This window comes from Mesorhizobium sangaii, from assembly GCF_014207355.1.
In the GTDB taxonomy this organism is placed as follows: domain Bacteria; phylum Pseudomonadota; class Alphaproteobacteria; order Rhizobiales; family Rhizobiaceae; genus Mesorhizobium; species Mesorhizobium sangaii.
In genome coordinates this window covers 452541-475558 of sequence record NZ_JACHEF010000005.1, presented here as the reverse complement: position 1 = coordinate 475558, position 23018 = coordinate 452541, and the positions used below count along the sequence as shown (strand labels likewise).

The 23018-nt window shown below is 62.3% G+C and carries 16 protein-coding genes; 6 read left to right on the top strand and 10 right to left on the bottom strand.

Going from position 1 to position 23018, the window contains the following annotated elements:
• Nucleotides 1-82: 82 nt before the first annotated feature.
• Both HNQ71_RS25060 and HNQ71_RS25055 read right to left on the bottom strand, forming a co-directional pair.
• Complete coding sequence (locus HNQ71_RS25060) at nt 83-1303, bottom strand: FAD-dependent oxidoreductase (RefSeq protein ID WP_184875411.1); 1221 nt, start codon at nt 1301-1303, stop codon at nt 83-85.
• A gap of 94 nt (nt 1304-1397) precedes the next feature.
• Nucleotides 1398-2918, bottom strand: a complete 1521-nt coding sequence (locus tag HNQ71_RS25055) for a glucosamine inositolphosphorylceramide transferase family protein (protein WP_184875409.1) — start codon at nt 2916-2918, stop codon at nt 1398-1400.
• 261 nt (nt 2919-3179) lie between these two features.
• On the opposite strand from HNQ71_RS25055, the gene HNQ71_RS25050 reads away from it, so the two are divergent.
• Together HNQ71_RS25050 and HNQ71_RS25045 are read left to right on the top strand one after the other, a co-directional pair.
• Entirely contained in the window at nt 3180-5288 is a 2109-nt protein-coding gene (locus HNQ71_RS25050; RefSeq protein WP_184875407.1) for a GumC family protein, read from the top strand.
• 1 nt (nt 5289) lies between these two features.
• Nucleotides 5290-6636 (top strand): VpsF family polysaccharide biosynthesis protein, encoded by a 1347-nt coding sequence (locus tag HNQ71_RS25045; protein WP_184875405.1) that lies wholly within the window; start codon nt 5290-5292, stop codon nt 6634-6636.
• A 384-nt stretch (nt 6637-7020) separates the two neighbouring features.
• On the opposite strand, the gene HNQ71_RS25040 is transcribed toward HNQ71_RS25045, so the two are convergent.
• The 3 genes from HNQ71_RS25040 to HNQ71_RS25030 all read right to left on the bottom strand — a co-directional run bounded on the left by HNQ71_RS25040 (nt 7021) and on the right by HNQ71_RS25030 (nt 9832).
• Entirely contained in the window at nt 7021-7836 is an 816-nt protein-coding gene (locus tag HNQ71_RS25040; RefSeq protein WP_184875403.1) for an oxidoreductase, read from the bottom strand.
• A gap of 68 nt (nt 7837-7904) precedes the next feature.
• Nucleotides 7905-9206 (bottom strand): beta-ketoacyl-ACP synthase II, encoded by a 1302-nt coding sequence (fabF, locus tag HNQ71_RS25035; protein ID WP_184875401.1) that lies wholly within the window; start codon nt 9204-9206, stop codon nt 7905-7907.
• Between the two features lie 47 nt (nt 9207-9253).
• Complete coding sequence (locus tag HNQ71_RS25030) at nt 9254-9832, bottom strand: TetR/AcrR family transcriptional regulator (protein ID WP_184875399.1); 579 nt, start codon at nt 9830-9832, stop codon at nt 9254-9256.
• Nucleotides 9833-9961: 129 nt separating this feature from the next.
• On the opposite strand from HNQ71_RS25030, the gene HNQ71_RS25025 reads away from it, so the two are divergent.
• Nucleotides 9962-11026: an efflux RND transporter periplasmic adaptor subunit gene (locus tag HNQ71_RS25025; protein ID WP_184875607.1), complete on the top strand. Its 1065-nt coding sequence runs from the start codon at nt 9962-9964 to the stop codon at nt 11024-11026.
• Nucleotides 11026-14136 (top strand): efflux RND transporter permease subunit, encoded by a 3111-nt coding sequence (locus tag HNQ71_RS25020; protein WP_184875397.1) that lies wholly within the window; start codon nt 11026-11028, stop codon nt 14134-14136. The genes HNQ71_RS25025 and HNQ71_RS25020 overlap by 1 nt, the downstream gene beginning before the upstream one ends.
• A 358-nt stretch (nt 14137-14494) precedes the next feature.
• On the opposite strand, the gene gloA2 is transcribed toward HNQ71_RS25020, so the two are convergent.
• Together gloA2 and HNQ71_RS25010 are read right to left on the bottom strand one after the other, a co-directional pair.
• On the bottom strand, nt 14495-14878 hold the full coding sequence (gloA2, locus tag HNQ71_RS25015) for an SMU1112c/YaeR family gloxylase I-like metalloprotein (protein WP_184875395.1): 384 nt from the start codon (nt 14876-14878) through the stop codon (nt 14495-14497).
• 167 nt (nt 14879-15045) lie between these two features.
• Complete coding sequence (locus tag HNQ71_RS25010) at nt 15046-15279, bottom strand: hypothetical protein (RefSeq protein WP_184875393.1); 234 nt, start codon at nt 15277-15279, stop codon at nt 15046-15048.
• Nucleotides 15280-15396: 117 nt separating this feature from the next.
• Here HNQ71_RS25010 and HNQ71_RS25005 point away from each other — a divergent pair, with 117 nt between their 5' ends.
• Nucleotides 15397-15735, top strand: a complete 339-nt coding sequence (locus HNQ71_RS25005) for a hypothetical protein (RefSeq protein WP_246462005.1) — start codon at nt 15397-15399, stop codon at nt 15733-15735.
• 485 nt (nt 15736-16220) lie between these two features.
• Nucleotides 16221-17816 carry an ABC transporter substrate-binding protein gene (locus tag HNQ71_RS25000; RefSeq protein ID WP_184875391.1) on the top strand — a complete coding sequence of 532 codons (1596 nt, stop codon included), beginning with the start codon at nt 16221-16223 and terminating at the stop codon, nt 17814-17816.
• Nucleotides 17817-17931: 115 nt separating this feature from the next.
• Here HNQ71_RS25000 and HNQ71_RS24995 read toward each other — a convergent pair whose 3' ends face one another.
• From HNQ71_RS24995 to HNQ71_RS24985, 3 genes are all read right to left on the bottom strand, one after another.
• Complete coding sequence (locus HNQ71_RS24995; RefSeq protein WP_184875389.1) at nt 17932-20121, bottom strand: adenylate/guanylate cyclase domain-containing protein; 2190 nt, start codon at nt 20119-20121, stop codon at nt 17932-17934.
• A 195-nt stretch (nt 20122-20316) separates the two neighbouring features.
• Nucleotides 20317-21573, bottom strand: a complete 1257-nt coding sequence (locus tag HNQ71_RS24990; RefSeq protein ID WP_184875388.1) for a glycoside hydrolase family 5 protein — start codon at nt 21571-21573, stop codon at nt 20317-20319.
• The gene (locus tag HNQ71_RS24985; RefSeq protein WP_184875386.1) at nt 21570-22739 is read right to left on the bottom strand and encodes a DUF1972 domain-containing protein; all 1170 of its coding nucleotides are present in this window, start codon (nt 22737-22739) and stop codon (nt 21570-21572) included. The genes HNQ71_RS24990 and HNQ71_RS24985 overlap by 4 nt, the downstream gene beginning before the upstream one ends.
• Between the last annotated feature and the right edge of the window lie 279 nt (nt 22740-23018).

The window sequence follows — 23018 nt, the reverse complement described above, 5'->3', positions numbered from 1 at the left end:
TGATTGTCGTCGGATTGCCGTTCCTGCGCGCCGAAGCACGCAAGGCGGGGCTGACGCTGGGTGATCCGGGCGACGGTTTGTTCTATGACGCTTCGCCGGCGACAGCATTTGCCCGCCGCTGGCCCAAATTCCGCATCTTGCGGCCGACGATCATCAGCTGGCGCGCGGTGTTGTTGCGCAGGCGGCGGATGCGCCATTCCAGCTCTGTTCCGGTGGTGATCGCCTTGGAATAGATGCTGGACCTCATGCCATTCTCATCGGCGGCGATCTTGACCGGATCGTCATAAAAGGCGCTGATCTTGTCAGCCGCCATTCCCGGTGTTTCCAGCCAGCGCGGAATGTGCACCGAATGGAGCCGATCGACGTCTGTCATCACCCGCTCGATGCCGACGCCCGGCGTTGGACACGTCGTCAAAAAGGCGTCGCCGACGAAAACCACTCCGTCGCGGCGATGGCCTTGCGTCGTGGTCAGATTGATCTGCCTAACCTCGACGGGGCCTGCGATCTCGAAGTTACCGCATTGCGCTGATATCTCGGGCATCAGCTCGCAAAGCATCTTTTGCGGGTCCTCGCGAAACGCCCTTGTCCACGGCTCGGCCACCTGCCGGTAGACGAACATATTCGCCCGCATCTTGTTGCCGATGGGAAAGACGGTGATGTAGGCGACACGGTCCCCGGCCCGTTTGCCGTAGCTGGTGACAGACTCATAGGCGCAGTCACGCGGCGCGATGGCAAGGTCGAAGCCGATCGATAGCGAAAATGCCTTGGATTCTTCAACGCGGTTCACCCCGATGGCGCGCCGAACCGCTTCGCTGTAGCCGGTGGCCACCACCAGAAGCCGAGCGTCGATGACGGAGCCGTCGGTGAGCACAAGCCGCTGCTCGTCCGGTCCGGTGGTGATCTCGGCGACTTTGCCCACCGTCAACGGAACTTGCGGCGGCAGCGCGTCACGCAGGCCGTTGATCAGCGCGCCATAGGAAAATCCAAACTCGCGATGCGTTTCACGCGCGAACAATTGTCCGAGGCGAAAGATATGCACCTCGTCCATCGGCGTGACGAGAGGGAGAAGCGTCGCTTCGAGGCCCAGCCTCTTGAACAGCTGCATCTGCTTCGTGCCGATCTTCTCAGCCCTGAACTCGTCGTGATGGACGCGGTGCGGATCGATCAACGCCACCTTGCGCCCGGCTTTTCCAAGCACCGTCGCCAAGGTGGTTCCGGCCAGCCCGGCGCCGACAATCGCCACGTCGACTTCGGCTGGGCCAGCCTCTGCGATACTCATTTCGCCGCCCTTTCTGCTGGTCATCTTTCCGCTCTGCAATCTGTGGTGGAAAATACGTCCGGTCCCAAATCAACCTCAAGCAACCTGCACGCGCGACTGGTAGTAACCAATGTTTAGGTTAATACCGCCCGCCTCGTTGCTTCCAGCGCGGTGCAATCGCCGAGCCGTCGATGAACTCGAAACCACCCGCCTCGTTGAGCGTGTGGAGCTTGCGCCCATTCCATAGCGCACCTGGATTTAAGATCGTCTCAACAACCTGCTCCATGCCGATCAAATCAAGGTGAGAGATGCGTGCGATGCCGAGCGCCGCGCCATAGCTCCTGCGACAGTCCTGCACCGGGCGCAGCAACTGATCGCCTCGTTTCACCATGCGGCCGGCCGGCCGCGCCGAGGCGATGTCGATCAGCACGGGATTGTTCTGGTGCGGCGTCCAGGGGCCGCGAAAATCCGGCGCCGACCACAGATGCAGCGTGTCGGAGAAGGCGCCTGCACCGTCCCGGACGGTGGCTTCACCGTCGCGCACGGTGGCAAACATCCACCAGCTGCCGCCGTGCTCGACCAGGGTGGCGTCGCTGGCGACGACGTCGGCCAGCAGCGTCGCCTCCTTGACCCACCCGCCGGGAAAGGCAGTCGCCCGGTAAAGATCGACCGTGCCGTTGGCACAGCTTTCGGGAACCATCCAGACCTCGCCGTCGCGTTCGAAGACGAAGGGGTAGGAGAGGTGGTAGGGCAGTTCCAGCACCGGTTCAGGGCGGCCAAGCGGGCCGGCCGGACCGAACGGCACAGCCGAGATGATCGCCTTGCCGAGCCGGTGGATATAGTCCTCGACGAACAGGGTCAGCTGACCCTGATACAGGATCGGGAACGGATCGGCGTAGAAGCGGCTGCCATCGTCCGGCAGCACCTGCCAGCCCGATGCGGGATGGGCGCGAAGGTCGTACAGATCCCGGCCCTTGGTTTGGCGCCAGCCGACCTTCCAGTGCGGCGCGTTGTAGCAAAGATGGTAGATCTTCTGGACGATCCGCCGCGCCAGCGCCTTTGCCGCCCTGACGCCAAGCTTGGTAGCCGAGGGCATCGGCGGCGGGGCACCAGCCTGCGCCGGCTCAGGCAGAACCGGCACGGCCGTCGCTGCGCCCGACATCGCCGCGACGATAAGGCTTGCCGTACGCGCCAGCATGTCCTGGAAGGACGCCAGCGCGATGCCGCCATATTCGGTTCCCAGGCGCCCGGCGGCAATCGCAGCCCCGTTTTCCTCGACGCGGGCGAGTGGCGTCTGGCCGGCGAGGATCAGGGCTAGCAGGGCCGCTTCGCCGCTGGCGCCGCCATAGGTGACACGCCAGATCCGTGTGCCTTCCGGCTGAACGTCGCCGCAGAGGTCGACGACCAGATCGACCGAAGCGGGCGGCGGGCCATAGCGGGCCAGCGCCGAACGCGGCACGCGCTTTGCCAGCCCATCGCGGGGCAGGCCATGGATTGCCGTTTCAAGTTGGAACAAGGCCTCGGCGCTGCGCGGGATACCGCCGCCAGCCGGGCGGGCATCGACGAACAGCTCGACATCCGCGAGCACGGACAGGCGTTGAGCGAGCAGGACATGGAAGCCACGGACGCAATCGCCGTCCAGGCGCAGGCTTAGCCGCATGTTGAACACCTGGCATTTTCGTGGCCGACGTCAGAACATGGGACACTGGTGTCAGCCCGGTTGAAGTGTTGCCCCATTTTCGTCCGTCTCTCGTTCAGCTGCGCGGTGTCAACACCCCAGTGCGTTTACCTAAGCAAACTCCGTGCCAAAATTCATGCGGGTTCCAAACATAATTAATAATGTTTTAACAATTGGAGTAATAGCTAGGTTCATGCCCGCGATTTGGTCTTGCAGGCAAATGGAGTATTGTAGGAGGCAGCTATGCTATCATCTCTGCCCATGGTGCCTCAGCAATACTTTCCGGAAGCAGGATCGGTGGAACCCGCGGGATCATACGCACCCTCGACCGTCGAGCTTGGCGATCTGAAGCGCATTCTGGTGCGCCGCCGTCTCTGGATCATCGGCACCGCCGTGCTGCTGACACTCGCAACCCTGCTCTACGGCCTGCTCACGCCGGCGTTGTACAGCTCTGTGGCGGAAATCATCATCGATCCGCAAGACCTGCAAGTGGTCACCAACAATATCAATCCGAGCGGACTGGCGCCCGACGGCGGCATCACCCAGGTTGAAAGCCAGGTCAGCGTCGTCCAGTCGACTGGTGTGCTGCTGCGGGCGATCGCGGCGACCAAACTGACCGAGGATCCGGAATTCAACGGGCAGGGCATGGTGTCGCGCGTCCTCGGTTCCGGTTCGGCCGCGACCGACAGGACGGTTGCAACGCTCGACGCCCTGCGCCGGCGCCTGGCGGTGAAGCGGGCGGACAAGGTCCTGGTCATCGACGTGATCGTCACCGCCAAGAGCGCCGACAAGGCCGCGCTTCTGGCCAACGCCATCGCACAAGCCTATCTGGCCGACCAGGCGAGTTCGCGCGCGCAAGCCGCCACCGATGCGTCGAAGTCGATCACCGCGCGGCTGGACGAACAGCGCAAGCGCGTTCAGCAGGCCGAGAATGCCGTCGAGGCCTACAAGTCCGCCAACAACATGGTGATGGCGGCAGGCAATCTGGTCAGCGACCAGGAACTGACCGAGCTCAACACGCAGCTTTCGGCGGCGCAGAGCCGCACCGCAACGCTGAAGGCGCAGGTCGACCAGATGCGCAAGCAGAGCGGCACGCCCGATGCAACCTCGGAAGCGATGCGCTCGTCGGTGATTTCGAGCTTGCGCTCGCAGGAAGCAACACTGGTCGACCAGGTCTCGCAGCTTGGCACGGAACTGGGGCCGCGCCATCCGTCGATGATCGCCGCGCAGCAGCAACTGCGTGACACGCGGCAGCTGATCGCGCGCGAACTCGGCCGGATCCAGACGGCCACTGAGACCGATTACGAGCGGGCGCTTGCCAACCAGCAGGCGCTGGAAACGAAGGTCGCGAGCCTCAAGAACAAATCGCTCGACACCGACCAGGCATCCGTGCGGCTGCGCGAATTGCAGCGCGATCTCGAGGCGGTCCGTTCCGTCTATGCAACCTACCTGCAGCGGGCTCAGGAAACACGCGAGCAGATCAACGTCGACAGCACCAACGCGCGTGTGATTTCGGATGCCATGCCGGCCCAGAAAAAGAGCTGGCCGCCACTGGGGCTGCTTTTGTTTGGCGCCGTGTTTGGCGGATTGGGGCTGGGCACCGGCCTGGCGCTGATTGCGGAATACTCCTCGCCGACAGTGCTTTCCAGCGCCCAGATGCAATTCACGATCGATGCCCCCGTGCTTGGCATCCTGCCGGCGGGAGTGAAGCCGGGACGGCGCTGGTGGCCTTTCGGCACCAGCCCGGCCGTCGCGACCAACCAGAAGACGGACGCCGTCATCGGCCTCGCGCTCCGGCGCATGTTCAGTTCGGGCCGACGTCCGCCGGATTGGCCGCTGGTGCCGTCGATCCTGGTGACGTCGCCGCCAGAAGATGGCCAGCAGCGCAACAGGATCGCACGGCTGCTCGCCAACGCGGCGGCAGCCAGGGGCAGCCGGGTCCTGTTCGTCGATACCAACACCAGCAACGGCCAGAAGGACCCGCAGCCCGGGATCCTCGATGTGCTGCGCGGCGAGTATGCGTTTGAAGCCGTCAGCCGGTACGCGCCGGGCAGCAACGTCGCCCTTCTGGGCAGGGGCCGACCCAAGGCGATCTTCCAGGAAGCACACGGCGTCTACTTCGCGCAGCATATGCTGGCCCAGGCGAGCCGGAGTTTCGAACTCGTTGTCGTCGATGGCGGCGCGCTGGCCGAGAATCTGAATGCCTCGCCGCTTGTCGCCATGGTCGACGAGATAGTGGTCGTCGCCAGGCTGAACGCCACGCCGATGCGCGATGTGACGGCGACGATGCAGGCGATTTCCGTTATGGGGCGGGTGCCGACAGGCGCATTGCTGGTCGACGAGGCGGCCTGACATGGCTTCCGGCTGGAGCGGAACAGCCTCGAATTTCGGCGCTGCCGCGCCCCGCGCCGGCACCTCCGTGGATGCGGTGACCCAGTTTGGACTGATCGCGGCCGTGCTGGTGCTGTTCGCTGTCTCGGGAGGCATGCTCTGGCTGCTTGGCTACAATTACGACGGCCTGTCAGGCAGCGCGGCGACCAAGATACATCCCTCCACCTATCTCATCATTCTGCTGTTTGCCTGGCGTTCGTGCACGTTCGGCAATCCGGTCGGCTATTGCGTCCACGTCGCCGACAGGCGGCCCGCCACGGCACTGATGAGCGTCATCGCGGTCGTGCTCCTGGTCGTCGTCATCGTCAGGCAACGTCCAGGCATGGCCGGCATGATCGACACTTTCGTGGCTTCCGGGCTGCTGGTGCTCATGCTCGGCGAGGATGACGAATGGACGTTCGCCCGGCTGCCCACCGTCATTCATGCGGTCATGACGGCCAATGGGCTGCTCGCCCTTGTCGAATTCGCCACCAAGACACTGGTGTTTCCCTATCGCTTCGATGGCGAGGTGTTTGCCACCGATCCGCGCTCGAGCGCGCTGCAGGGGCATCCGCTGGTCAATGCCACGGTGACGTCGGTCTACGTGCTTGCCCTTTTGAGCGGCTCAAGATCGCTGCCGGCTCCGCTGCGGCTGGCGATGATCGGCCTGCAGTGCGCGGCGCTCGTTGCGTTCGGCGGCCGGTCGGCGATGGTGGTGACCATACTGCTGGGCGGCAGCTATTTGCTTTTCCACGGATTTCGCAAATTGCGCACGGGTCGCGTCAACCTGCTCGGCGCGGCCCTGGCGATGATGCTGGCCGCGCTGCTGCCGGTTGCTATCGCCGTATTGGCCTCGCAGGGCTTTTTCGATGCGCTGCTTGGCCGCTTCGTGTCGGATGGCGGCAGTGCCAATGCCCGCGTCGAGATGTTCGAGATATTCAACTATCTGGAGCTGCGCGATGTGATCGTCGGGCCGAGCGTCGATCTCGTCGAGAGCCTGCGCCGGATCAACGGCCTCGAATGGGGTATCGAGAACCCATTCGTCCGCATGACGGTCTACCAGGGCGCCTTCTTCACCCTTTTGATGATGTCCAGCTTCGGGCTGTTCATGCATGAGGTGGCGCGCCGCTGTCATCCTGGCGTCTGGCTGCCGGTGGTGGGCTGGCTCATTCTTCTCAACACCTCGGAAAGCATCTCCTCCAAGACCACGCTGCTCACCAAGGTCGCGGTGCTGTGCCTTGCCCATTATCGGCCGGCGCGGTCGGCGATCAGGCCGGTCGGCGCAGTTCGTCCTTTCGCGGAAACGCAGAACCGCTCCACATCTTTTTGATGCAATTGCGGACGGAAAGCCGTTTCAAAAAGCTCAATCAACTGGCTGCCGCCAATGGTCGAGATGGGCCGGAAGCGAACAGACGGCTTGGGGGCTTGGAATGTGAGAAGCGGACTTTTAGGCGGCCCCCATGCATCGACGTGACCTCAGTCGGACTTTGCCGAGCCCCCTTAGATGCCGGAAGACGTCCGGGTGAACAGGCCTTTCTGACCCTCGAAGACCTTTAAGCGCGCGGAACCAGCTCATGGAAACGATGGGGTCCATCGTTCGCCAATATTAGCTTCGGTCTTTCGCGCCAATGTGGTGCCAATGTTTCCGGCGCCGATGATTCCTATCTTCATTGATATGTCCTTTCGCGAATGTTGGCTGTTGCTGATGCCGACGTCAGGCCGGCAGCCCAAGCTGCTTCCGCAAGCTCTTGTCGAATGCGGACGCGGGGACGAAACGGCGCAGGAAACTGACCTGGCGCGCCATTTTCCCTGCCGCATAGCGTTTCTTCGGAGCGGGATCGGTCGCAGCGGCCAAAACAGTCTTCGCGACCACTTCAGGCGCATCGCCTTTTTCCATCGACTTCCGCACTGACGCAGTCATGCCGGCGCGCGCGGAGTCATAGATTTCGAGCGACTGATCGGGGGCGGCCAGATTGTCCTCGAATGACGTGCGGGTATAGGCGGGCTCCACCAACGAAACGCGAATGCCGAACGGGCGCAATTCGTGATCGAGCGATTCGGAATAACCCTCGATGGCATGTTTGGTCGACGAGTAAAGCGCGAAATAGGGGGCGGGGATAAACCCCTGTACCGAACTCAAATTAACGATTCTGCCCTTCCCTTGGCGTCGCATTGCCGGCAGCACCGCGTTAGTCACGCGCAAAACACCGAAGACGTTGACGTCGAACAGCGCCTGGGCCTGGGCGGTCGAGGACTCCTCCGCGCCGCCAAACAGACCCATGCCAGCATTGTTGACAAGCAGGTCGATGCGTCCGGCTTTGGCCAAAACGTCATCGACCATTTTCGCAACGGACGCGTCGTCGGTCACGTCGCAGGTCAGCATGGTAACGCCGTCGGATTGTTTGGAGGCCGTGCGACGGCTGGTTCCGAATACGTGAAAGCCCGCGTTCCGTAGGGTGTTGGCGGTTGCGCGCCCGATGCCGGAGGACGCCCCTGTGACAAGGGCGACGCCAGGATTGATCTTGTTCATGGAAATCATTTCCTTCTTTGCGTTGGATCGGAGTGGGAGAAAGCATGAAAAGGTCGGAGCAAAGGGCGTCAGTCCTGACTGCCTCTGGCACTCGCGTCGGGCTGGTGGTTCCAGCGCTTGAACAAGGCACTGGCATTCACGCCGCCAAAGCCGAAGCCATTGGAGATCGCGTATTCCATCTCCATTGGCCGGAGCTCGTTTGCGACTAAGTCGATGCCGTCGGCGGCCGGATCGGGAGCGCTCAGATTGAGGGTCGGCGGTGCGACCTGATCCCTGAGCGCCAGGATCGCGAAGATGGCACCAAGCCCGCCGGCCGCGCCGAGCAGGTGTCCGGTCGCGGATTTCGTTGCGCTGACAGCTATCGCGAAATCGCGCCCGAACATGCTCTTGATCGCTTCGATTTCACCCAGGTCACCGACTGGCGTGGACGTCGCATGCGCATTGAGATGACGAACCTCGCGCGCCGAAATCCCTGCTTGCGCGATTGCGATCTCCATGGCCCGGCGCGCACCGCCGCCGTCCTCGGGGCCAGAGGTGACGTGGTGAGCATCCGCTGTCGTGCCGTAGCCGACGAGCTCGGCCAGCGGTGTTGCGCCGCGCGCCAGCGCGTGGCTCAACGCCTCGATGACCAGCACGCCGGCTCCTTCGCCCATGACGAAGCCGTCCCGCGATGTGTCGAAAGGACGCGAGGCTTGAGCCGGCGCCCAATTGAAGCCGGTTGAAAGAGAGCGTGCGGCGGCAAACCCACCGAGGCTGACGATGTTCATGCACGCTTCCGTGCCGCCGCACACGGCAATATCAGCCTCGTCCGCGCGGATGAGACGGGCGGCGTCGCCGATCGCCTGGATGCCGGCCGCGCACGCCGTCACTGGCGCGCCGAGCGGGCCTTTGAAGCCATGGCGGATCGAAATGTGGCCCGCTGCGAGGTTCACCAGGAAGGACGGCACCGTAAAGGGCGACAGGCGGCGGGCGCCACGCAGGTCGACCGTGCGCACCGCCTCGGTTATGGCGGGGAACCCGCCGACCCCGGAAGCGATGATCGTGGCTGTGCGCAGGCGATCCGTTTCCGAGGCAGGCTTCCATTTCGCCTGCGCAAGCGCCTCTTCCGCTGCCGCCAGCGCAAAGAGAATGAACCGATCTACCTTGCGCTGATCCTTCGCAGACAGGACGACATCGGGATCGAAACCGGCGTCCGGATCTTCATCCAGGGAGGGCACCACGCCGCCGATCTTCGCCGGCAGGTCTCCCACCACATCGTCCGGAAGCCTACGGACGCCCGAACGACCGGCCAAGAGGCGTGACCAGGACGCTTCGACATTGGCGGCAAGGGGCGTGACCGCTCCCATGCCGGTGACAACAATCCGACGCATCTATTTTCCTATCAAGTTGAGTGCGGCGCCAGCACTGCGCACGACGTTCAAGCGCGGGCTGCTTCGCGAACCTGATCGGTCGCCGCATCCAGAAAGGCCTGTGCGAGATCGGGATCGTTGACGACGCGCGAGAGGAGGACCGCGCCGACCATTGTCGAGAGAATGGCCATCGCCTTGCCTTCGGACTCCTCGCCATTGGTCTCGGCAATGAAACGGCCGAGGATCTCGAGATGCTCCTTGACGCCGGCTTCGAATGACGCCTTCACCTCAGCGCCCTGCCTGGCAGCATCCGAGCCGAGCGCAACGACCGGGCAGCCGTCCATCTTTTCCCCGCGATGATCCATACTGAGGTAGAACGCGGTCACCGCGCCGAGCGGATCCTCAGGGTTTGTCGTAGTCGCGACCGACCAACGGTGGGTGGCGCTCTCCATCGCACGCCTGGACGCCTGCGCAGCCAGGTCGTCCTTTGACTTGAATTGCTTGTAAAAGGCACCCTGCGTCAGCCCTGCACCCTTCATCAGATCCTTGAGTCCGATGCCGTCAAAGCCGCGCTCGCGAAAAAGGCGGCTTGCCACATTGATCACGGTCTCGCGGTTTTCCGCGGCTTGAACGCGACTCACTCGCATCGTCGATCTCCTTTTTGATTGCGTTCGTAATCTATAGTCGATATAGAAGTCGAACGCAATCTATTTTGAGATGAGGCGACGAGCGTGAAAAAGAGAACCGTTATCGTAGCGGGATTGACCCTGACGGCGATGTCATGGGCAGCGGCATTCGCCACGCTTGCAACTCCCGCGCAGGAAGCCCCTTTGGTGACCGACCCGAGGCAAGAAGCACCATTCGTCAGACTTGTTTCGGCAGCGCCGGTCACCGAATCAGAACGTGGCTTCACCGGCATCATCGGGGCGAGGGTGCAGAGCAATCTCGGCTTTCGGGTTCCGGGCAAGATCGTGGAACGGCTCGTGGACGACGGTCAGGAGGTCAAGGCCGGTCAGCCACTGATGCGGATTGACGATACCGATCTGCGCCTTGCGCTTTCGGCGAAACGCAATGCCGTTGCGGCTGCGCGTGCGGCAGTCGTTCAGACACAGCCGGATGAACGGCGGTACGCCAGCTTGCTCGCCAGTGGGTGGGTGCCAAGGCAGCGCTACGAGCAAGCGAAGGCTGCGTTGGACACCGCCCAAGCGCAACTTGCTGCCGCTGAAGCCGACGCACGGGTCGCCGAAAACGAAGCGGCCTATGCAGTCCTGTTGGCAGACGCGGATGGAACGGTGGTCGAAACGCTTGGCGAGCCGGGTCAGGTCGTCGCTTCCGGCCAGCCCGTGATCCGGACCGCCAAGGCCGGCCCGCGCGAAGCGGTGGTCGCGCTTCCCGAAACGATCCGGCCGGCGATCGGCTCAGCAGCCGAGGCCAGTGTGTATGGTGGCGACGAGCGTCGTTATACAGCGCATCTGCGGCAGCTGTCGGACTCCGCCGATGCCCAGACCCGCACGTATGAGGCGCGCTATGTGCTCGACGGCGAAGCCGCCGCTGCACCGCTTGGCGCGACGGTTACCGTTCGGCTCGCAAGGCAGGTGAAACAGCCGGAGGTTCAGGTGCCACTGGGAGCCGTGCTCGATGACGGCCGCAAGACCGGCGTTTGGGTGTTGGATAGCGCCACCTCAACCGTACACTTTCAGCCCGTCCAGCTTGTTCGTGTTACCAGCGAAACCGCTGTGATCTCCGGATTGAACTCCAACGTTCCCATTGTGTCGCTCGGCGCCCACCTCCTGCAGGAGGGCGCTCGCGTCCGGACCGAGTCCGAAAGCGAGAGCAACTGATGAGCTTCAATCTTTCCGCGATTGCCGTTCGCGAACGCGCCGTCACCTTGTTCTTCATCGTCCTGCTGGTGGCTGCCGGCGCCTACGCCTTCTTCATGCTCGGTCGGGCGGAGGATCCCAACTTCACCATCAAGACCATGACGGTTACGACGGCGTGGCCAGGCGCGACGGCGCGCGAGATGCAGGACCTCGTCGCCGAACCGTTGGAGAAGCGGCTTCAGGAACTGACCTGGTATGACCGGGTGGAGACGACCACACGGCCAGGGTACGCCTATATGACGGTCACGCTGAAGGACAGCACACCGTCCTCTGTCGTACAGGAGGAGTTCTACCAGGCTCGCAAAAAGCTCGGGGATGAAGCCCGCAACCTGCCACCCGGTGTCTTCGGCCCCTTCGTCAACGATGAATATTCGGATGTGAGCTTCGCCCTTTATGCGCTGAAGGCCGAGGGCATGCCGATGCGGGAACTGGCAAGGCAGGCCGAGGTGATCCGCCAGGACCTCCTGCACGTGCCCGGCGTCAAGAAGATCAACATCCTTGGTGAACGTCCCGAACAGATATTCGTCGAGTTTTCCTACGCCAAGCTGGCAACCCTCGGCGTGTCGGCACAGGACATCGTCGCTGCCTTGCAGCGGCAGAACACCGTCACGCAAGCAGGTTCGATCGACACCCTGGGGCCGCGCCTCTTCATTCGGGTCGACGGCGCCTATGACAGCGTTCAGGCGATCGCCGACACCCCGATTGTCGCTGGGGGGCGGACGCTGAAGCTCTCCGACATTGCCGAGGTCAGCCGCGGCTACGAAGACCCTCCCACATACCTCATCCGGCGTCAGGGCGAGCCTACCATCATGCTCGCGGCGGTTATGCAGGAGGGCTGGGATGGTCGCGCGCTCGGCAAGGCACTGGAGGACAAGACTGCCGCGATCACACAGACACTGCCGCTCGGCATGACGCTCGACAAGGTAAGCGACCAAGCCGTCAACATCACCTCGGCAGTCGACGAATTCATGTTGAAGTTCGCGATGGCGCTCGGCGTCGTGCTGCTGATCAGCCTGCTCAGCATGGGCTGGCGCGTCGGGATCGTCGTGGCGGCTGCCGTCCCTCTGACGCTCGCCGTCGTGTTCCTCATCATGCTGGAAACCGGCCGGTTCTTCGATCGCATCACGCTCGGCGCCCTCATCCTGGCGCTTGGTCTTCTCGTCGACGACGCCATCATCGCCATCGAGGTTATGGTGGTGAAGATGGAAGAGGGCATGGACCGCATCAAGGCGGCGGCCTATGCATGGAGCCACACTGCGGCGCCGATGCTATCGGGAACGCTGGTGACGGTCGCCGGCTTCGTGCCGGTGGGTTTTGCGCGCTCGACGGCCGGCGAATACGCCGGCAACATCTTTTGGGTCGTGGGGTTCGCCCTCATCGTCTCCTGGATCGTCGCGGTGGTCTTTACGCCCTATCTCGGCGTCAAGATGCTGCCCGCGATCAAACCGGTCGAAGGCGGTCATCACGCTATCTACGACACCCCTAACTATCGACGTTTGCGGCGGCTCATCACCTTTGCCGTGCGCCATAAGTTTGTAACCTGCGGTATCGTCGGCGTCGCCTTCGCGCTTTCCGTCGTCGGTATGGGCGGCATCAAACAGCAATTCTTCCCGACATCCGACCGCCCTGAAGTGTTGGTGGAGGTTCGCCTGCCGGAAGGTGGCAGCATCGAGACGACGACCGCCGCGGTCGAGAAGCTCGAAAATTGGCTGGACAGACAGCCCGAGGCCAAGATCGTCACGAGCTACGTCGGTCAGGGCGCTCCGCGCTTCTTTTTCGCGATGGCTCCGGAGCTGCCCGATCCCTCCTTTGCCAAGATCGTCGTGCTGACCCCGAACGCCGAGGCGCGTGAGGCGTTGAAGCACCGGCTCCGCGAGGCAGTGGCGCAGGGGCTCGCGCCCGAGGCTTATGTCCGCGTTACGCAGCTCGTGTTCGGCCCCTACACCCCGTTCCCGGTCGAATTCCGGGTGATGGGTCCCGATTCCACGCAGCTCTACAGCATTTCCGAAAAGGCCGTCGATATCATGCGGGGCGTCCCGGATGTGCGCCAGGCCAACCGCGACTGGGGCAATCGCACGCCCGTGCTTCGCTTTGTCCCGGATCAGGATCGACTGAACCTCATCGGCCTCTCGCCGGCGGAGGTGGCTCAGCAACTGCAATTCCTTCTCACCGGCATCCCCGTTACGCAGGTCCGCGAGGACATTAGCAACGTACCCATCGTGGCGCGCAGCGCCGGCGGCGAGCGACTGGATCCCGCACGTCTGGCGGATTTCTCACTCGTCAGCCGAGACGGCCGCTCGATTCCGCTCGACCAGATCGGGCATTCGGAAATCCGTCAGGAGGAGCCAATTCTGAAGCGCCGTGACCGCACGCCCGTTGTCACGATCCGCGCGGACATCAATGAGGCGAGCCAGCCTCCTGAGGTCTCCAAGCAGATCATGAAGGCCCTTCAGCCGCTGATCGCGTCCCTTCCGGTCGGCTATCGCATCGAAATGGGCGGATCGATCGAAGAGGCTGAAAAGGCCAACACCGCGCTGGGCAAGGTCTTCCCGGCTATGATAGCCGCCATGTTGATCGTCATCATGCTGCAGGTGCGATCCTTCTCGACGATGTTCATGGTTGTGCTGACGGCGCCTCTTGGCCTTGTAGGCGTCGTGCCGATGCTGCTCACCTTCCACCAGCCCTTCGGGTTCAACGCCATTCTGGGCATGATAGGACTGGCCGGAATCCTGATGCGCAACACGCTGATCCTGACCGAACAGATCAAGGAGAACCGTGCTGCCGGCATTGACGACTATCACGCGGTCATCGAGGCCACGGTGCAACGCACACGGCCCGTCATTTTGACCGCGCTTGCCGCCGTGCTCGCATTCATCCCCCTCACGCACTCCGTCTTCTGGGGTTCAATGGCCTATACGCTGATCGGCGGAACAGCGGCCGGCACGATGTTGATCCTGCTCTTCCTTCCTGCGCTCTACGCCGCGTGGTTCCGGATCAAGCCGACTGCGGATGAGATCCAGGAGATTTCGACGGAGGACCTGGAACTGCGACCAGCTGTGGCTGCCGAGTAGAGGCAAGGTGTTGGAGGAGACGGTTCAAGTTCCGGCCCGCTGGATCGCCTGAACATACGCAGGGCCAGCACGCGATCTTAGCGACAGTCGGCTCAGGTTGCCGCTAGCGGTAGCACGAATGTCAGGTCCGGAGGCGGTGATGACTGGAATTGGGTTCCCTCGACCTTCCGGCGCTATCGCCGGTAGTGTCCGCTCTAAGGCAGTGGCACAGCCAACCTAAATGACCTAGATCAGGCGCAAAGCTGTCGGCCTCCTGGCCCGTGGGGAAGGGGCCGGGTGACGCACCCGAGTTGGCGGATCATATCTGGCGACTGCCGTTCCCACCTCCGATGACGTGGTCACGAAAGCGAACCGTTCCTTATGGAGCTTCGTAGAGTTCCAGCGGCAATCCATCCGGGTCGCTGAAAAAGGTAAACCGTTGGTCTGTATATGGGTCGATCCGGATTGGCTCGACGGGAACGCCGGCGGCTTCCAGGCGCATAATTACGGGGTCAAGATTCGCCACGGCAAATGCCAGATGTCTCAAGCCTGTCGCCTCTGGATGGGACGGCCGCATCACTGGTGCGGGGAAGGAGAACAATTCCAGCTGGACGGACCCGATCCGCAGATCGGCCTTCCATGACTGCCGCTCCTCCCGATAGACCTCCCGGATCAGATCGAGGCCGAGGAGTTCGACGTAGAACCGTCGCGACCGAACGTAGTCGGTGCAGATGAGCGCGACGTGGTGAATGGCGTTCAGCATGCCACGAACTCTAGCCAAGCTGGGATTTGAGGCCAAGGTCACCATCGGGTACGCGACACTTTGTTGATGTCGCCGTTCGCGAGGTCGCGTCGTCCATACGGATTTTCATCTGCGCCCAATCGGCCGCATGATGGTGCCGCCGGAGCGCTTGAGACCCGCGCGCGGCTCTACTGGTCCGAAAACCTCACGCTCACGCCGCGCTGCCGAAAATAAGCCTGCATCAACTTGCGGCCCGAGCGGTTGTTCTGCGCCAACTTGGTCGGATCGAACACCGCCTGTTTTACCCCTTCTCGTGTCAGCGCCGCCTTGAGCGTCGCGATATGTGCGTCGATGTCGGCATTGTCCGCCCGCAGCGAGCCATAGATACTTTCGGTCGCCTGGGCCACGGTTGGTTCGTTCACTGGTGTCGTCCTTTGGTTGGTCGAGCGGCGGCTACCACAGTTTCAAGGCTCTGGCGATACCGATGAAACTGAAGTCGTCCCTACCGGCATAGCAGGATCCTGGCGCACGCGATGTGATTGCCGGGCCGAGCGTCGATCTCGAGCCTGCGCCGGATCAACGGCCTCGAATGGGGTATCGAGAACCCATTCGTGCGCATGACGGTCTACCAGGGCGCCTTCTTCACCCTTTTGATGATGTCCAGCTTCGGGCTGTTCATGCATGAGGTGGCGCGCCGGTGCCATCCTGGCGTGTGGCTGCCGGTGGTGGGCTGGCTCATTCTTCTCAACACCTCGGAAAGCATCTCCTCCAAGACCACGCTGCTCACCAAGGTAGCGGTGCTGTGCCTTGCCCATTACCGGCCGGCGCGGTCGGCGATCAGGCCGGTCGGCGCGGTTCGTCCTTTCGCATCTTTTTGATGCAATTGCGGACGGAAAGCCGTTTCAAAAAGCTCAATCAACCGGCTGCCGCCAATGGTCGAGATGGGCCGGAAACTGACTGTCGGCTACGGGATCAGATCTGGCTAAAGCGGTCGTTCCATTTCAACCTAAGTCGGCCACTACCATGCTCGTTGCCGTTGCATAAAGCAGACACGCGACTGCAGCGTCGAATTGGCCGCCTTTTTTAGCGTCCGAAGCCGGAAAGCTGTCTGACGCAGACGGCCCCAAATGGCAGTGAAACCTCCAAAGGGCCGAGCGCGTCGCGAGCGTCGGCCGGTTTGCTCGCCACACTCGGACCCGCTATGATCTGCCGCGGGCCGAAACCGTGTGGCCCGCGAGGGAGTAACCAAACAAGAACAAGAACGAACAGGGGAGGTTACTGACCCATCTCGTGAGGGGATGCGCCTCCTTGTTTCCTCTTGGACATGCCCGTTTTCCATCTGGATCTGAAGGAGAAACCGGGAATGACGGAATTCGAATTGAAGCTGCAGTCGGCCGCGAGGCTTGCCGCCAAAGGCAAGGTTTCGCGTCGTGACTTTGTTCAGCTGGCGCTCGCCGCCGGCCTTACCGCCACGGCGGCCAATGCGATGTTCGTCAGGGTTACGCGCGCGGAGCCGAAGAGAGGGGGCACCTTGAAGATCGGCATCAGCGATGGCTCCGCCGCCGATTCGATGGACCCGAGTCTCTACGTCAACCCGTTCACCGGCACCGCGCTACAGGGAACCTTGTCGAACAGTCTGACCGAGATCGATTCCAAGGGCAACGTGGTCCCCGACCTCGCCGATAGCTTTGAGCCGTCAGACGGCGCCAAGATGTGGGTGTTCAAACTGAGGACACGTGCCACCTTTCACAATGGCAAGACGGTTACCGCCGACGATGTCGTTGCCTCGGTCAGGCATCACACCGTCGAGGGCACGAAATCGGCGATGAAATCGCTCTTGGCTACGGTCAAGAACGTCGTCGCCGACGGTGCCGAGACCGTGGTGGTCGAACTCGACGGCGGCAATGCCGACTTCCCCTACATCATGTCGGACATCGCGGTAATGCCGGCGAAAGAGGGCGGCGTCGACTGGGAGTCGGGCATCCGCACCGGCCCCTATATGCTCGAGAAATTCGAGCCCGGCGTCATCGCCACCTTCAACAAGAACCCGAACTACTTCAAATCCGACAGGGGCTGGTTCGACCGTGTCGAATGCCTGGCGATCAATGATGTGACGGCGCGCACCAACGCGCTTAACACCGGCGAGGTCCATTACATGGATCGCTGCGATCTGAAGACGCTCGACATTCTGAAGCAGAACCCCGATCTCGTGATCTCGGAGACGACGGGCTACGGCCACTACGTCTTTGTCATGAACGTCCAGAAGGCGCCCTTCGACAATCCCGATGTGCGCAATGCGTTGAAGTACTCGCTCAACCGCGACGAGATCGTGCAGAAGGTGTTTCTCGGCCACGGCGCCATCGGCAACGACAATCCGATCGCACCGACCGTCAAGTTCGCGATCGCTCCGCAGCCGAAGCACGTCTACGACCTCGACATGGTCAAGAGCTTCCTCAAGAAGGCGGGGGCCGAGAACACCCAGTTCCACCTGTCGGTCGCGGATGCCGCCTTCGCGGGTGCGACCGACTCCGCTCTCCTCTGGCAGGAGCATGCCCGGGCGGCCGGGCTCAACCTGAATGTGATCAGGGAGCCCGATGACGGCTACTGGAACAATGTCTGGCTCACGAAGCCGTTCTTCGCCTCTTACTGGGCCGGCCGGCCGACGTGCGACTGGATGTTCACCACCGCCTATGCGGCGGAAGCGGCGTGGAACGAAACGCTCTGGAAAAATCCGCGCTTTAATGAGCTGCTCGTCGCCGCCCGCTCGGAGACAGACGATGCCAAGCGTGCCGGCATGTATGCCGAAATGCAGCAATTGGTGCATGACGACGGCGGACTGGTGAACCTGGTCTTCAATTCCTATGTCGATGCCCACACCAAGGCTCTCGCCCATGGCGAGGTGGCGGCGAACTGGCCGATGGACGGAACGAAGATCGCCGAACGCTGGTGGTTCGCCTAGGCCGTGTACTCATAAATTGGGATGGCGGGCTGGGAGCATTTGATGTCTCCTTCCCCCCATCAGCTTTCGGGAGCGGACATCGCAGCAGGTCCTGGCGCGCGTCGTCCAGGGTCCATCAATTGCCTTTGATTTTGGACAGCGCGTCCTTTGCGTAAATGCCTACCAGAGCTTCATTCTGAAGTGCCACGAGTGCAGGTATGGCAGCTCGTGCCGGAGGACCGATCTTTCCCAGCGCCTTAACGGCCTCCCGCCGGAGATATTCAACCTTAAGCGCTTCAATCAGAGCCGGAACGGCTTGTAATGCCGCTGGTCCAAACCAGCCCAGTCGCTTCACTGCATATAGCTGAGAAATGGGACCGCCGGTCTCAAGCTCTGTTTCCAGGCTCGTAACGGTGACGACCAGCGGCAGCGCAGCGATGCGGACACCATCATTCAGGCGCTCCGGGACGCTTGTGTGTTCATAATCCCATTTGAACGAGAGGGGTAAGGTGTCGGGAAGGTTTTCGAGCCCTTTCTGGTCTAAACCCGGCCGGAACTTCAGTAGCATTTGTCTCGCATCCTCCCGGCGACCAAGCTGCGCCAGTACGGAACTGAGAGGTAGAAAGAGCGCAGTTGCGTCTGGGTTTCGCCTGACGCCTTCTCCGAATACCTCAGCCGCTTGTTTCAGATCGCCCATTGCAAAAAGCGCCAATCCACGAGCGAGAACGTAGTGGCTTGGATAGTTCGGGTTGAGCCGCATGGCGGTCGCGACGAAATTCAGCGCCTCGGCAGGTTCGCCTGAGATCGTCAGCGCCCAAGCTGTTGCGATGTGCGCCTCGGGGTCGTTGGGATCCAATGCAATCGCTCGACCGGCATTCCTGCGTGCATCTTCAGCCAGGCCTTGATACACGTCCCGCAAAGCCTCGACCGTATAAGACAGCGACGTTGGATATTTCTTGGCCAGCTCTACGTAATCGTAAGCTCCCCACCAGAAATATGGTTCATCCCTACCGAGTTCTTTACCCCAGAGTGACTCAACGACGCGGAAGTAGGCCAGCGCCAGGGCGGCATAAGCTCGCCCGTATTCGGGATCAAGTTCGGTTGCCTTTTTCAAGGAAGTGATGGCCGCAGCTGTATCCTTTGCGTTGTAACGGAGATAAAGGCTCCAACCCTCTTCGAAAGCTTCCTTTGCTGCAATGTTGTCCGGCTTGGCGCGGGCAATTTCCGTTTTTGTGGTAGTGGTGAGATTGACCTTCAACGCTCCGACAATCTTTGCGACAAAAACGTCCTGGGCCGCGAAAATATCGGCGACGTTACCGTCGAACCTGTTTGCCCACACGTGTCCGCCGCTCAAGGCATCAATGAGCTGGGCATTGACCCGCAGGCGGTCGCCGGCACGCTGGACACTGCCCTCGAGGACGTAGCGGACTCCCAATTCCTCAGCCACCTGGCTGATCTTCACAGCTTTGCCTTTGTAGACGAAGGTCGAGTTCCGCGAGATGACAAATAGTCCGGATATTTTGGAGAGATCAGTAATCAAATCATCCGTCATGCCGTCGGTAAAATGCTCCTGGCCCGCTTCGCTCGACATGTTGGCGAATGGCAATACGGCGATCGATGGCTTGTCAGGTAGCGGGAGCGCCATTCTTTCCTTGGAGGCCACCTGGACCAGCGGTCCTGAACGGTCCCCGACCACCTTCCAAAGCGCTACACCTCCGGCGATCAGGATCAGCGCCGTCGCCGCGACTGTCAGCCGGCGCCATCCGATATGACGTTTGCGTTTTGCTGGAACCGTTCCGGACGCGGCGCGTGCCCACGGGCCTACCCGATACAGACGAACAGGGTTTTCGATGTTCTTGAGCTTTTGTTCACCCGAGAATTCGAACTCAAAATCCAGCTTTCTCTCGACCTGATCGAATGCCGAACCTGAAATGAGGACGCCCCCGGGTTCGGCCAATCCTTCCAGTCTCGCCGCGACATTCACGCCGTCGCCATAGATGTCCTGCCCTTCGACAATCACATCGCCAAGGTTTACGCCAATGCGGAATTCGAGCTGCTTTTCCTTCGGCAATTCGGCATTGCACTCCGCCATCGTCCGCTGGATTTCGACGGCGCAGCCGACCGCGTCGACCACGCTGGAGAATTCTATCAGCGCGCCATCGCCCATGAGCTTTACGATGCGCCCTCTATGAGCGGCAATTTTCGGATCGATAAGATTATCGCGGGTGCTCTTGAGGCGTGCCAAAGTATCCGCCTCGTTAGCCTCCATAAGGCGACTGTACCCGACCACGTCCGCGGCGAGGATTGCTGCGAGCCGGCGTTCCATTGTGGGTTGCCCCCGGCGATTGCGACGCTCCGATCGCCGAATCCTAGGGCGAAAACGTTTCGATAGCGAGTCTGCTCATGGGCGGTGGCAAAGGCGCATCGAACGGCCGATATGGGGTGCAAAGCCGCCGTTCAAGTCATGGGAAGACGTAAGTCGGGTTCGGGTCGAACTCGTTCGGAGTGATAGGTTTTGACCCTAGTCCGTCGGCATGGTCAGGCCAAGTGCCGCGATGACGTCCGGGTCGAGGGCCCGCGTGGTGTCGTCCATTATCCCCATGCCGTCGAAGAGATTCCAGAATGCCCAGCCAAAGCCGAGATCCTCGGCGCCCTTGCGCACATCGGCGATGTAGCGTGCCCGATCGGGATTGGGCGCCGCCACATAGCGGGCATCGGTACGCAGCGCGCCGAATTCGCCCATGATGATGCGCTCCGGCGCAAGGCCGTGACTGTCGCCCCAGGCGCGAACCTGGCGGAGATATTTGTCGACAAAGCGCCGGTCGGGCTGGGCGTCGAAATAGACCTTCAGCACGCGCTCGGTCTCCGCATAAGCGGCTTTCTTCGCCTCATCCGTGGTTTCGGTATCCTGCGCCATGCGAGTCCTGACCGACGCCAGCGTCGCTTCCAACGAGCCGGCGGACGCCGGCCATGGCACGTTGTTGAGCGAGCGGTAGACGGGCTCGCGCATCCACGGCGCGCCCTGATGGCTGAACAGATAGGGCTCATAGAAGTGGAAAGTGAACAGGATCGGCTCGAACGGCGACAGCGGCGCGGGATCGAGCGCGGTCAGCCCGCCGACCATCGAGCCGCAGCCTCCGGTGACGACCAGCGGCAAGGTTGCGGCCGATGCCCTTGCCGCGGCCAGAAGTGCCAGCTGGACCTGCGACCAGGCCTCCGAAGCGCAGGCCTGCGGCGGCTCGTTGGCGGCTTCGAGCGCCACCTTGCCGGGTTGGAAGCGCTCCAGCCTGCCGGCGAGCTCGCCGATCAGCCCGCAATAGAGATCGAAGGCGGGCGCGGTGACGCTGGCGACCATGCGGTCAGGATTCCAATAGTGGGTGGCGCCGTTGGCTTGCACGTTGACGATGATGCCGAGACCCGCATCGAGGGTGGCGGTGACCGCCGCGTCCAGCATGTCCAGCAACAGGCCGCGCGTGGTGGCGTCGGCCGCCAGGAATGGGCCGGGATCGACCGGCAAGCGGATGAAATCGAGCCCGGTGTCGCGCAAGCGGCGCAGGTCGTCGGCGGTCGGAACCGGCCGCTGCGGCTGGAAGGGCGGCCAGCCGTAGTCGGTGCGCGGCGCCGGGAATTCACGTGTCAGCGAGAACCAGGGCCAGGCGTTGACGCCGCGCCGAAAGGGAGGCTCCGCGGCGCGGGCGAACGGCGCGAACGGGAGAGAGCCAAGTGCCGCGGTCGACAGCGCCGTCCGCAGCACCCGCCGGCGCGACCAGCCTGTCATGCAGTGCCGGGCGATGCGCGATTGGCCGCGACGGCCTCGTCGGCGGTGACGCCGAGAAGCCGATAGGCTTCACGCTCATAGGCAGCCAGGACATCCTCCCAGCGGAAGGCTTCGCGGGCGCGCATCCTGGCCGCGATGCCGCAATTCCTGACCAGGGCGTCATCGTCCTGCGCCTGCTGCATCCGCTCGGCGCAACTGTCGGTGTCGGTGAAGTAGATCGCGGCGGCACCCGCGGTCCAGCGATTGAACGGATTGTCGTGCGCGATCACCATGTTGCCGGCCGCCAGCGCCTCGACCAGCGACGGGTTGGTGCCGCCGACGGTGTGGCCATGCAGATAGGCGCGTGCGTGATAGCGCAACGCCTTCACCGTCGCCTGGTCGTAGATTGCGCCTGGCAGAACCACCGATCCGTTGGCCGCCTTGCGGACGGCGACATGATAGGGGATTTCGTCGGACAGCGTTCCGAGCACCACCAGCTTCATGTCGCGTTTGCGGCTGCAAAAGGCTTCGACGATCGGCACGATGTTGTTGTCGGGTTCGATGCGCGCGATCGAGATCAGATAGCGCCCTGGCTCCAGGCCCAGCGCCCGGACCGGCGCCTCCGGTGCCGATGTCACCGGATCGGCGCCATAGGCGATGGTGGCGATGGCGCTGCGCGGCCGGCGCGTCGCCAGATGGTCTGCGATGGCAGGATGATCGGCGACCAGGCGATGCGAGGCCCAGGCGCCGATCCATTCGTTGAGCCAGAACCAGCTGCGCGCCGCCATCCCCCATTTGGGGCGCCGCCACTCGATGCCGTCCATATTGGTGAAGATCTTGCGCCCCTTCAGCCTGAGCCAGGTCAAGAAAACCGCGCCGTTGTAGCCGAGTACCAGGCAGACGCCCGGCCGCCTGGCGGCGTCGCGCACGCATTGCCAATCGAATTCCAAGGTCGCACGCGGCCCTTTCGAGGCAACCTGGACGTGGATGAGTTCGATGCCGCGCCAGGTTTCGCTGCGCACCCTCAGGTCGATCCGCTCGACCTCCTCCTGGCAATAGACGCCGACCTTCCAGCCTCGGCCGGCAAGAAAAAATGCCAGTCTTTCGGCGAAGGTTTCAAAGCCGCCATGGGCCGCGGGAATGCCGCGCGTCCCCAGGATCAGAATGGCAGGCGTCTCTGGTTTCATGACCGGCGGCACTTTCAGATCTGTATATATTAGCGATTGCTGCATCATTAAGAATCAGATGGGCAACTTCCGTGCCATCCGACGATTCGGCCTTCGGGCGGATGATCATCGCGCCGGGTTGTAAAAAAACTGTATTGAACCCCGTGGTTGTTTCATTATCGGTCAACCCTTCTGTGCGTATCTGTGTCGAAACGAGGCATTGCCAGGGATTGGGCGTCCGCCAGTCGGGCGGATCAATCAGGCATGGTTCTTGCGAAAAGGTTCCCGCATTCCAGCGCC

Coding starts and splice junctions, on each gene's coding strand:
- HNQ71_RS25060 (WP_184875411.1), bottom strand. CDS start 1,303: ATGACCAGCAGAAAGGGCGGCGAAATGAGTATCGCAGAGGCTGGCCCA.
- HNQ71_RS25055 (WP_184875409.1), bottom strand. CDS start 2,918: ATGCGGCTAAGCCTGCGCCTGGACGGCGATTGCGTCCGTGGCTTCCAT.
- HNQ71_RS25050 (WP_184875407.1), top strand. CDS start 3,180: ATGCTATCATCTCTGCCCATGGTGCCTCAGCAATACTTTCCGGAAGCA.
- HNQ71_RS25045 (WP_184875405.1), top strand. CDS start 5,290: ATGGCTTCCGGCTGGAGCGGAACAGCCTCGAATTTCGGCGCTGCCGCG.
- HNQ71_RS25040 (WP_184875403.1), bottom strand. CDS start 7,836: ATGAACAAGATCAATCCTGGCGTCGCCCTTGTCACAGGGGCGTCCTCC.
- fabF (WP_184875401.1), bottom strand. CDS start 9,206: ATGCGTCGGATTGTTGTCACCGGCATGGGAGCGGTCACGCCCCTTGCC.
- HNQ71_RS25030 (WP_184875399.1), bottom strand. CDS start 9,832: ATGCGAGTGAGTCGCGTTCAAGCCGCGGAAAACCGCGAGACCGTGATC.
- HNQ71_RS25025 (WP_184875607.1), top strand. CDS start 9,962: ATGTCATGGGCAGCGGCATTCGCCACGCTTGCAACTCCCGCGCAGGAA.
- HNQ71_RS25020 (WP_184875397.1), top strand. CDS start 11,026: ATGAGCTTCAATCTTTCCGCGATTGCCGTTCGCGAACGCGCCGTCACC.
- gloA2 (WP_184875395.1), bottom strand. CDS start 14,878: ATGCTGAACGCCATTCACCACGTCGCGCTCATCTGCACCGACTACGTT.
- HNQ71_RS25000 (WP_184875391.1), top strand. CDS start 16,221: ATGACGGAATTCGAATTGAAGCTGCAGTCGGCCGCGAGGCTTGCCGCC.
- HNQ71_RS24995 (WP_184875389.1), bottom strand. CDS start 20,121: ATGGAACGCCGGCTCGCAGCAATCCTCGCCGCGGACGTGGTCGGGTAC.
- HNQ71_RS24990 (WP_184875388.1), bottom strand. CDS start 21,573: ATGACAGGCTGGTCGCGCCGGCGGGTGCTGCGGACGGCGCTGTCGACC.
- HNQ71_RS24985 (WP_184875386.1), bottom strand. CDS start 22,739: ATGAAACCAGAGACGCCTGCCATTCTGATCCTGGGGACGCGCGGCATT.